Genomic DNA, 9,393 nt, shown 5'->3' with positions numbered 1-9,393 from the left:
AGGGTCTCGTCGGCGAGGGGCACGCCGTGCTTGTCGATGGCAGCGCCGCCGATCACGTCGTGGCTCAGCGCGAAGCCCAGGTTGTATTTGGCGTTGGCCAATTCCAGCACTTTGACTGCTTCGGCCATGATTTCCGGGCCAATACCGTCGCCAGGGAGAATCAGAATCTGCTTGCTCATGGGTTCCTCATTTCATCGAGCGACCTGCCCAGGGGCCGGTCGGGAAAAATCAATCAGCGTTGGGCGAAAACCACCAGCACGTCGGTGCTGAAGGTGCCGTCGGCCTGAATGTCGTAGTAATCGCGCACTTCCTGGCCCATCGCCTGTTGCAGCTCAAGGATGGCCGAACGCAGCACCTCTGGCGTGCGCATACGCTCGACCCACGAGGTGTACTCCAGGCGCAGGCGTTGACGCAGGCTGTTACGCACATGCAGACCGGACTCGCTGAGTTGCTGCATCCACTCGGCAGCGGCGTAATCACGCACATGGCTGGTATCGCGCAGCACTTCGACGGTTTGCAGGTAAGTGTCCAGCAACGGGCTGCCGGGTGACAACACATCCACGAACGCCGCCACGCCGCCCGGCTTGAGCACCCGACGCACTTCGCGCAGGGCCAGGCCGAGGTCGCTCCAGTGGTGGGCCGAATAACGGCTGAACACGAAGTCGAACTCGCCATCGGCGAACGGCAGGCGCTCGGCGGCGCCGTTTACGGTGCTGATATTGGTGAAACCGCGATCTTGCGCAGCGGCGGCCACCACATCGAGCATCTGTTGGGACAAGTCGTAGGCCACCACTTCTTTAACCAGCGGCGCGACATGGAAACTGACATGGCCGGCGCCGCACCCCAGGTCCAGCAGTCGCGCACTGCCCTGCCCGGCCAGTTCGGCCTGGAGCAGCGCGAATTCGGTGCCCTGGGCGTGAACGGCGCTGCTCAGGTAGGCGGCGGCCTGTTCGCCGAATTGCTTTTGCACGACGTGGGTGTGGGCGGTGGTGGTCATGGGGGCTTCCTCGGGTTTTGTGTGGTTAACACTGGCCTCATCGGGGGCAAGCCCCCTCCCACATTTGAATGTATTCACAGATCAAAAGGTGGGAAGGGGCTTGCCCCCGATAGCGGCGGTACTGCCTACCTCAATCGCGAAACAACCACGGCTGGCTCGCCCGGTGCTTGCTCTCAAACGCCGCAATCGCATCGCCGTCCTGCAAGGTCAGACCAATATCGTCCAGGCCATTGATCAAGCAGTGCTTGCGAAAGGCGTCCACTTCGAAGTGGTACACCTTGCCATCCGGACGGGTCACGGTCTGTGCGGCCAGGTCCACCGTCAACTGGTAGCCCACATTGGCTTCCACTTGCTCGAACAGCTCATCCACTTCGGCGTCGCTCAGGATGATCGGCAACAAGCCGTTCTTGAAGCTGTTGTTGAAGAAGATGTCCGCATAGCTCGGCGCGATAATGCTGCGAAAGCCATATTCCTCCAGGGCCCACGGCGCATGTTCACGGCTGGAGCCGCACCCGAAGTTTTCCCGGGCCAGCAGCACACTGGCGCCCTGGTAACGCTCGGCGTTGAGCACGAAGTCCTTGTTCAGCGGACGCTTGGAGTTGTCCTGGTAAGCATAGCCCACGTCCAGGTAGCGCCATTCGTCAAACAGGTTGGGGCCGAAACCGGTGCGCTTGATCGACTTCAGGAACTGCTTGGGGATGATCTGATCGGTGTCCACGTTGGCACGGTCCAACGGCGCGACTAAACCTGTGTGTTGTGTAAAAGCACGCATCGGGTATTCCTCAAATCAATTCGCGAACGTCGATGAAACGACCGTTGACGGCGGCGGCGGCAGCCATGGCCGGGCTGACCAGGTGGGTACGCCCACCGGCGCCCTGGCGACCTTCGAAGTTACGGTTGGAGGTGGACGCGCAATGCTCGCCGGACTCCAGGCGGTCCGGGTTCATTGCCAGGCACATCGAGCAGCCCGGCTCACGCCATTCGAAACCGGCTTCGAGGAAGATCTTGTCCAGGCCCTCGGCCTCGGCCTGGGCTTTGACCAGACCCGAACCGGGCACCACGATGGCTTGTTTGATGGTCGACGCCACCTTGCGGCCCTTGGCGATCACGGCAGCGGCGCGCAGGTCTTCGATACGCGAGTTGGTGCAGGAGCCGATGAATACGCGATCCAGCTGGATATCGGTAATCGCCTGATTGGCCTTCAAGCCCATGTACTTGAGGGCGCGCTCGATGGAGCCGCGCTTGACCAGATCGGCCTCCTGGGCCGGGTCCGGCACGTTTTGATCAACGGCCAACACCATTTCCGGCGACGTGCCCCAGCTGACTTGCGGCTTGATCTGCGCAGCGTCGAGTTCGACCACGGTGTCGAACACCGCGTCGGCGTCGGACACCAGGTCTTTCCAGGCTTCGACGGCGGCGTCCCAATCAGCGCCCTGCGGGGCGAATGGACGGCCCTTGACGTATTCGACGGTCTTTTCGTCCGCCGCCACCATGCCCACGCGGGCACCGGCTTCGATGGACATGTTGCAGATGGTCATGCGGCCTTCGATGGACAGGTCGCGAATGGCGCTGCCGGCGAACTCGATGGCATGGCCGTTACCGCCGGCGGTGCCGATCTTGCCGATTACCGCGAGCACAATGTCCTTGGCGGTCACACCGAACGGCAAAGTGCCTTCGACGCGCACCAGCATGTTCTTCATCTTCTTGGCGACCAGGCACTGGGTGGCGAACACATGCTCCACCTCGGAGGTGCCGATGCCATGGGCCAGGGCGCCGAACGCACCGTGGGTGGAGGTGTGCGAGTCGCCGCAGACCACGGTCATGCCCGGCAAGGTCGCGCCCTGCTCCGGGCCGATCACGTGGACGATGCCTTGACGCACGTCATTCATCTTGAATTCGGTGATGCCATATTCATCGCAGTAATCATCGAGGGTCTGCACCTGCAAGCGCGACACCGTATCGGCAATGGCGTCAATCCCGCCTTTGCGCTCCGGGGTGGTTGGCACGTTGTGGTCCGGGGTGGCGATGATGGAGTCGACGCGCCATGGCTTGCGCCCGGCCAGCCGCAGGCCTTCGAACGCTTGGGGCGAGGTCACTTCATGGATGATGTGACGGTCGATGTAGATCAGCGACGATCCATCATCGCGACGTTTCACTTCATGGGAATCCCAAAGCTTGTCGTAAAGCGTTTTGCCGGCCATCAGTCGGTCCTCATCAGCGGTGTTTCTATATGCCGGGCTTTCAATAACCCTTTGGCTTGTGAGGCTGATGGTATGGCGCTACATTAAATAACTCAAATTCATATTTTTTATGCTTTGGATTACCAACCGGAATAGCACCATGGACCTTGCCAACCTCAATGCCTTTATCGCCATCGCCGAAACCGGCAGCTTCTCCGGCGCCGGTGAACGCCTGCACCTGACCCAACCGGCCATCAGCAAACGCATTGCCGGCCTGGAGCAACAATTGAAGGTACGCCTGTTCGATCGCCTGGGCCGTGAAGTGGGCCTGACCGAAGCCGGGCGGGCCCTGCTGCCGCGTGCCTATCAGATCCTGAATGTGCTGGATGACACCCGTCGCGCCTTGACCAACCTGACCGGGGAAGTCAGCGGGCGCCTCACACTGGCTACCAGCCACCATATCGGCCTGCATCGCCTGCCGCCGGTCCTGCGCACCTTCACTCGGCAATACCCCAGCGTGGCGCTGGATATTCAATTCCTCGATTCGGAAGTGGCCTACGAAGAAATCCTCCACGGTCGCGCCGAAGTGGCGGTCATCACCCTGGCGCCCGAGCCGCACAACCTGGTGCGCGCGACACCGGTGTGGGATGACCCGCTGGATTTCGTGGTGGCCCCCGAACATAGCCTGATCAACAACGGCTCGGTCAGCCTGGCCGATATTGCCGGGCACCCTGCGGTGTTTCCCGGCGGCAACACGTTTACCCACCATATCGTCAGCCGCCTGTTCGAGGCCCAGGGCCTGACGCCGAATATCGCGATGAGCACCAACTACCTGGAAACCATCAAGATGATGGTGTCCATCGGCCTGGCCTGGAGCGTGTTGCCACGCACCATGCTGGATGATCAGGTGGCAAGTATCGCTTTGCCGGGCATACAGCTGCGTCGCCAGCTAGGCTATATCGTGCACACCGAAAGGACGCTGTCGAACGCTGCGCGGGCTTTCATGAGCCTGCTGGATGCACAGGTCGATCCGCCAGGGATACCGGCGTGAGTTTGTGCGGCCCAGGGCTTCAAGCAACCGCGCTGTCTTCCCATCGAGCCAAGGCCCTTTGAATAATGCCCAACCCCGTTGATTCCGTGCCACCGCTGCCCCGCATCCACGCCCTGGACCCACAGGAGGCGGAACAACACTGGGACAGCGCCCCGCAATTGCTGTCGGCGCTCAATGCCGCGCGACTGGGCGCGTGGTGCTGGGAAATCGACACCGGGAAAATCAGCTGGTCCCGTGGCACTCAGGCATTGTTTGGCTACGATCCGCGCCAGCCACTGCCCAATGACCTCAATTACCTGGACCTCCTGGCGCCGGAAGACCGCGCCCGGGTCGTCAGGGCATTTCATGCGGTGCTGGCCGGCGAACCGGTCGAACAGGCCATGCATCACCGCATCCAATGGCCCGATGGCAGCCTGCACTGGCTGGAAATCAACGGCAGCCTGGTGCCGGACAAAAACGGCAGGCGCCGAATGATTGGGGTGGTCCGCGAGATCACGCACCAGCGCGAGCGGGAACACGCCCTCAGCCACTCTGAAAAACGCTTCGCCACGCTCTTCCACCTGTGCCCGAACATGGTGCTGCTGACGCGCCAGGCCGACGGCCTGATCAGCGAGGCCAACCACCATTTCGAACTGCTGTTCGGCTGGCCGGTGGCGCAAGTCATTGGCCGTACCACGCTGGAGTTGGGCCTGTGGCGTCACCCGGAGCAACGCACGCATCTGGTCAAGGCGACCCAGCGCAAAGGCGAATCCATCATCATGGAAGTGCAGTTCTGCGCCAGCAACGGCCAGATCCACGATGGCACGCTCAGTGCGCAAAAGGTCGAACTGGACGGTGAGGCCTACCTGATCAGCACCTTCCTCGACACCACCGAGCGCAAAAACGCCGAGCAAGCCCTCAAGGACAGCCAGGAGCGCCTGGACCTGGCGCTGGACTCGGCACAACTGGGCACCTGGGACTGGCACATCCCTACCGGCATGCTCTACGGCTCGGCCCGTGCCGCCCAGCTCCACGGCCTGCCGAGCGAACCGTTCCACGAATCCTTCGATGCGTTTTTTGAAGGCATGTCCGATCAGGACCGCGAGGGCATGCGCCATGCCTACCGCAGCTTGCGCGAAGGCGCGGACGGCAACTACCAGTTGACCTACCGCGTACCGGCCGAGGACGGCAGCGTGCGCTATCTGGAAAGCCGCGCACGTCTGTATCGCGATGAATCCGGCAAGCCTCTGCGCATGGCCGGCACCCTGCTCGATATCACCGATCAGGTGGAACGCGAGCAGCGCCTGAGCGCGTCCGAAGAGAAATTCGCCAGCCTGTTCCAGGCCAGTCCCGACCCTATTTGCGTCACCGGCCTGGACAGTGGCGAGTTTATCGAGATCAACCCGGCGTTCACCCAGACGTTTGGCTGGACGGCCGCCGAAGTGATCGACAAGAGCGCCGAGCAGATCGGCCTGTGGGATGAATCGAGCAAGCGCCTGCAACGCATCCAGCGGGTGATTCGCGAACAATCATTGAGCAACGTCGCCATCGTGGTGCATGCCAGGAACGGCCAGAGCCTGACCTGTGTGATTTCCAGCCGCCTGGTCAAGGTCAATGAGCAGCCGTGCATCGTCACGACCCTGCGCGATATTACCCAGCAGCAACGCTCGGAGGCGGCGCTCAAGGCCAGCGAAGAGAAGTTCGCCAAGGCCTTCCATTCCAGCCCCGACGCCATTTCGATCACCGAGCGCGACACGGGTCGATACGTGGAGGTCAATGATGGGTTTTGTCGCCTGACCGGCTACCGCGCCGAAGAAGCCATTGGCCTCACCCTGTACCAGATTGGCATCTGGGCCGATGAAAACCAGCGCACCGCGCTGCTGGCCGAACTGCAGATCAAGGGGCGCATCCATCACCTTGAAATGCTTTGGCACAACAAGCGTGGCGAGGTGCTGGCGGTGGAGGTGTCGGTCGAGCCGATTACCTTGAATGAAACGCCGTGCCTGCTATTGACCGCACGTGACGTAAGCCTGTTGAAGAACGCCCAGGCGCAGATCCGCCACCTGGCCTATCACGACCCGCTGACCAACCTGCCCAACCGTGCGCTGCTGATGGACCGCCTGAGCCAGCAGATCGCCCTGCTCAAGCGCCACAACCTGCGCGGCGCCCTGCTGTTCCTCGACCTCGACCACTTCAAGCACATCAACGACTCCCTCGGTCATCCGGTGGGCGATACCGTGTTGAAAATCGTCACCGCACGCCTGGAAGCCAGCGTGCGCACAGAAGATACGGTGGCGCGCCTGGGCGGTGACGAGTTCGTGGTCCTGCTCAGCGGCCTGGAGGGCTCACGCACGCAAGTCAGCCGGCAGGTACAGGCGCTGGCTGATACCTTGCGCGAATTGCTCTCCGAACCGATGTTCCTCGACGGGCACCGCTTGCAGGTGACGCCAAGCATCGGCGTGGCGCTGATCCCCGACCATGGCACCACCCCCGCCGACCTGCTCAAGCGTGCCGACATCGCCCTGTACCGCGCCAAGGATTCGGGGCGCAACACCACCCAGATGTTTCACACCAGCATGCAGAAAACCGCCAGCGAGCGCCTGCGCATGGAAACCGACCTGCGCCTGGCCCTGTCGCGCGGTGAATTCAGCGTGCACTACCAGCCCCAGGTGGATGCGCGCGGCAACAAGATCGTCGGCGCCGAGGCCCTGGTGCGCTGGCAGCACCCGCAACTGGGTGCGCAGTCGCCGGCGGAATTCATCAAGGTGCTGGAGGACAGCGGCCTGATCCTGGAGGTGGGCACCTGGATTCTCGACGAAGCGTGCAGCGCATTGGCGCAGTTGATTGCCGAAGGCCTGGTGGACCCGTTGAATTTCAGCCTGTGCGTGAATATCAGCCCGCGGCAGTTTCGCCAGAACGACTTTGTCGAGCGGGTCGAGCGCAGCCTCACGCAACACCACCTGCCCTACAGTTTGCTGAAGCTGGAAATCACTGAAGGCATCGTGATCCAGAACCTGGACGACACGGTGATGAAGATGCGGCGCCTGAAAAAACTCGGGGTCAGCTTTGCGATGGACGATTTTGGCACCGGTTACTCATCCCTGACGTATCTCAAGCGTTTGCCGGTGGATGCGCTGAAAATCGACCAGTCGTTTGTGCGCGACGCGACTCATGATCCCAATGACGCTGAAATCATCCGTGCCATTGTGGCCATGGCCCGCAGCTTGAATCTGGAAGTGATTGCCGAAGGCGTGGAAACCGTGGAACAACTGGCGTTCCTGCAGAAGCTCGGCTGTCATTTGTATCAGGGGTACTTGCATAGCCGGCCATTGCCGATAGAGGGGTTCAGGCGGCTGCTGGAATAGCCATGTGCTGAAACCCAGCGTTGAAACAAAATGCACCCTGGGTTATCCCTGCCCAGGTGCACCACGGTCAAATCAGTGCAACGGCCTGACCATGCGTGGGGGTTCGCCCCTGTTTTCCCCATAACTCTTCGCGGCCGTTGATGACCGCCACCGAATGCCCGGTACGGTTGCACATGCCCAGCTGACCTCGGGCAAGCTCACCCACCGGCACTCTCTTCATGTGCCTTTTCAACCCAAGGCGCAGAAAGCCTTCTCCCGGACCGCTTTCATCCTCCCCGTTATTCAGACTACGAATCGCATGCTGATAACTGCGATCGGCCATGCCATCGTTGTTTTCAATCTGCGCACGCTTGGCGCTGACGGCAAACAGAAACTGCGCATCCTTGAGCATGCCTTTGTCGGGCCCGTTGAACCGGGCGCCTCGGGAGCCCTCGGCCAATTCGCGGTCATTCAACGTGAGCCGGAAGCCATCGCGCATGACGACGTGGTATCCGTCACGGGTCTTGGCCACTTCCTGGAAAATATCCGTGGGGCTTTGTCCGAATCGGTGCATCGCAGCCTTGATCGCCGATACCGTCACGCAGTTGCCATCCGGGCCCTGACGAAAGCCACTCCAGATATTGTCGGGCTTCGCGCCACCGCGCTTGTTGGACAAACCCGGAATGTCAGCTGCGGCATCCGGTTTCGGCAACACCGGTTGGGGGACTACCTGCGGAACAACAGGTGAAGGAACAGCATCAGGCACATTATTTTGTTTTTTATCTGCTATAAGCGCAAACAACTGAGTAAAGAACGAAGTGAATAAGGCCACGACTGCATTGATCGCCTGCGCGTCATTCCCGATAGCCGCCGAACGCTGCAATCCATCACCATACCTTATATCCGGCGTCGCCCTGACCGACGCTTGATGACCACCTGTTTTAACAGTCGGTTCATTACTTGCGCTGAGTGCATCGATCGATAATGACGGCCTTACATCAATGACCCGCGCAATGTTATTAATTGGAAAGCGTGACATAGAGTTCTCCCTATACAGGCATCTCTTCGAAATACATGCTCGAAAAAATGCCTGCACTTATAAAAAGACCAAAACGCGATGACGGTGTTTAAAACCTGGAACTTAGCCGATTAAAGCGGCCATGCCTGTCAGCCGTTCGGTCGTCAACAGGACCCGGACTGGTCAGGTCCGGAGTGGGCGCGTCGGGCAAGGGCGTTGGCTTGGCGTCCGGCAATACAGGGGGTTGCGGTTTGGTATTCGTTGGCACATCAGGCCTTGGGAGGTTGCGCGCAAGTACGGTTGGCTGCGGCCTGGCATACGGCAACACGGGTGGCTGGGGCCAGGTATCCGGAGAAACCCTGGGCGTCGGGACGTGATCCGGCAAGACACTTCCATCAGGGCAGTGGCAATGACCGCCGACAACCACATTCACGTTGACGTTTGTCTTGGGGTCGTTGTTTACGCTTATCTCGGGCCTGGGTACCGTTGGAGGGAGCGGCAAGGGGTGCGGCTTATTCCCACCAGGCATGTTGACCAACGGATCATTGGGTTGTGGCAGCACTCGCAGCCCGCCTGCGTCCGGTTTCACAAGCTCTTTGCGGGTATCCGGCAACACCGGCTGCTTGCCCGCGTCCGGCTTGACCACCTCTTTGCTGGTATCCGGTTTCACTGGCAGCTTGCCTGCATCCGGCTTGACCAACTCCTTGCTGGTATCCGGCAGCACCGGCTGCTTGCCCGCATCCGGCTTGACCCGCTCCTTGCTGGTATCCGGCAGCACCGGCTGCTTGCCTGCGTCCGGCTTGACCAACTCCTTGCTGGTATCC

7 protein-coding genes and 1 pseudogene are annotated in these 9,393 nt (G+C 61.0%); 2 read left to right on the top strand and 6 right to left on the bottom strand.

Translation table 11 applies throughout. The features are described 5' to 3' along the window. The 4 genes from BFP90_RS27465 to leuC form a co-directional block, all read right to left on the bottom strand. Window positions 1-179, bottom strand: a 179-nt coding sequence (locus BFP90_RS27465) for an isocitrate/isopropylmalate family dehydrogenase (protein ID WP_256097478.1), incomplete at its 3' end; no start/stop codon positions are given. 53 nt (window positions 180-232) lie between these two features. Next, entirely contained in the window at window positions 233-997 is a 765-nt protein-coding gene (locus tag BFP90_RS15060) for a class I SAM-dependent methyltransferase (protein WP_065894104.1), read from the bottom strand. A gap of 130 nt (window positions 998-1,127) precedes the next feature. Then, window positions 1,128-1,769, bottom strand: coding sequence for a 3-isopropylmalate dehydratase small subunit (gene leuD, locus BFP90_RS15055; RefSeq protein WP_065894103.1), 642 nt, complete (start codon window positions 1,767-1,769; stop codon window positions 1,128-1,130). A 10-nt stretch (window positions 1,770-1,779) separates the two neighbouring features. Then, window positions 1,780-3,198 carry a 3-isopropylmalate dehydratase large subunit gene (gene leuC / locus BFP90_RS15050; RefSeq protein WP_065894102.1) on the bottom strand — a complete coding sequence of 473 codons (1,419 nt, stop codon included), beginning with the start codon at window positions 3,196-3,198 and terminating at the stop codon, window positions 1,780-1,782. 139 nt (window positions 3,199-3,337) lie between these two features. On the opposite strand from leuC, the gene BFP90_RS15045 reads away from it, so the two are divergent. Together BFP90_RS15045 and BFP90_RS15040 are read left to right on the top strand one after the other, a co-directional pair. Beyond that, window positions 3,338-4,228 carry a LysR family transcriptional regulator gene (locus tag BFP90_RS15045; protein ID WP_065897219.1) on the top strand — a complete coding sequence of 297 codons (891 nt, stop codon included), beginning with the start codon at window positions 3,338-3,340 and terminating at the stop codon, window positions 4,226-4,228. Window positions 4,229-4,293: 65 nt separating this feature from the next. Continuing rightward, complete coding sequence (locus BFP90_RS15040; protein ID WP_065897218.1) at window positions 4,294-7,572, top strand: PAS domain S-box protein; 3,279 nt, start codon at window positions 4,294-4,296, stop codon at window positions 7,570-7,572. Between the two features lie 67 nt (window positions 7,573-7,639). Here BFP90_RS15040 and BFP90_RS29220 read toward each other — a convergent pair whose 3' ends face one another. Both BFP90_RS29220 and BFP90_RS28840 read right to left on the bottom strand, forming a co-directional pair. After that, window positions 7,640-8,590, bottom strand: a complete 951-nt coding sequence (locus BFP90_RS29220) for a hypothetical protein (RefSeq protein ID WP_256097477.1) — start codon at window positions 8,588-8,590, stop codon at window positions 7,640-7,642. An 88-nt stretch (window positions 8,591-8,678) separates the two neighbouring features. Continuing rightward, window positions 8,679-9,393: pseudogene (locus BFP90_RS28840) on the bottom strand (hypothetical protein); the annotation flags it as partial.

This window comes from Pseudomonas sp. 24 E 13 (assembly GCF_900004715.1).
GTDB lineage: Bacteria > Pseudomonadota > Gammaproteobacteria > Pseudomonadales > Pseudomonadaceae > Aquipseudomonas > Aquipseudomonas orientalis_A.
This window is presented reverse-complemented; position numbering and strand designations above follow the sequence as displayed.

What these genes read in the sequence shown, in the direction of transcription:
- BFP90_RS15060 (WP_065894104.1), bottom strand. Translation starts at nt 997, where the DNA reads ATGACCACCACCGCCCACACCCACGTCGTGCAAAAGCAATTCGGCGAA.
- leuD (WP_065894103.1), bottom strand. Translation starts at nt 1,769, where the DNA reads ATGCGTGCTTTTACACAACACACAGGTTTAGTCGCGCCGTTGGACCGT.
- leuC (WP_065894102.1), bottom strand. Translation starts at nt 3,198, where the DNA reads ATGGCCGGCAAAACGCTTTACGACAAGCTTTGGGATTCCCATGAAGTG.
- BFP90_RS15045 (WP_065897219.1), top strand. Translation starts at nt 3,338, where the DNA reads ATGGACCTTGCCAACCTCAATGCCTTTATCGCCATCGCCGAAACCGGC.
- BFP90_RS15040 (WP_065897218.1), top strand. Translation starts at nt 4,294, where the DNA reads ATGCCCAACCCCGTTGATTCCGTGCCACCGCTGCCCCGCATCCACGCC.
- BFP90_RS29220 (WP_256097477.1), bottom strand. Translation starts at nt 8,590, where the DNA reads ATGTCACGCTTTCCAATTAATAACATTGCGCGGGTCATTGATGTAAGG.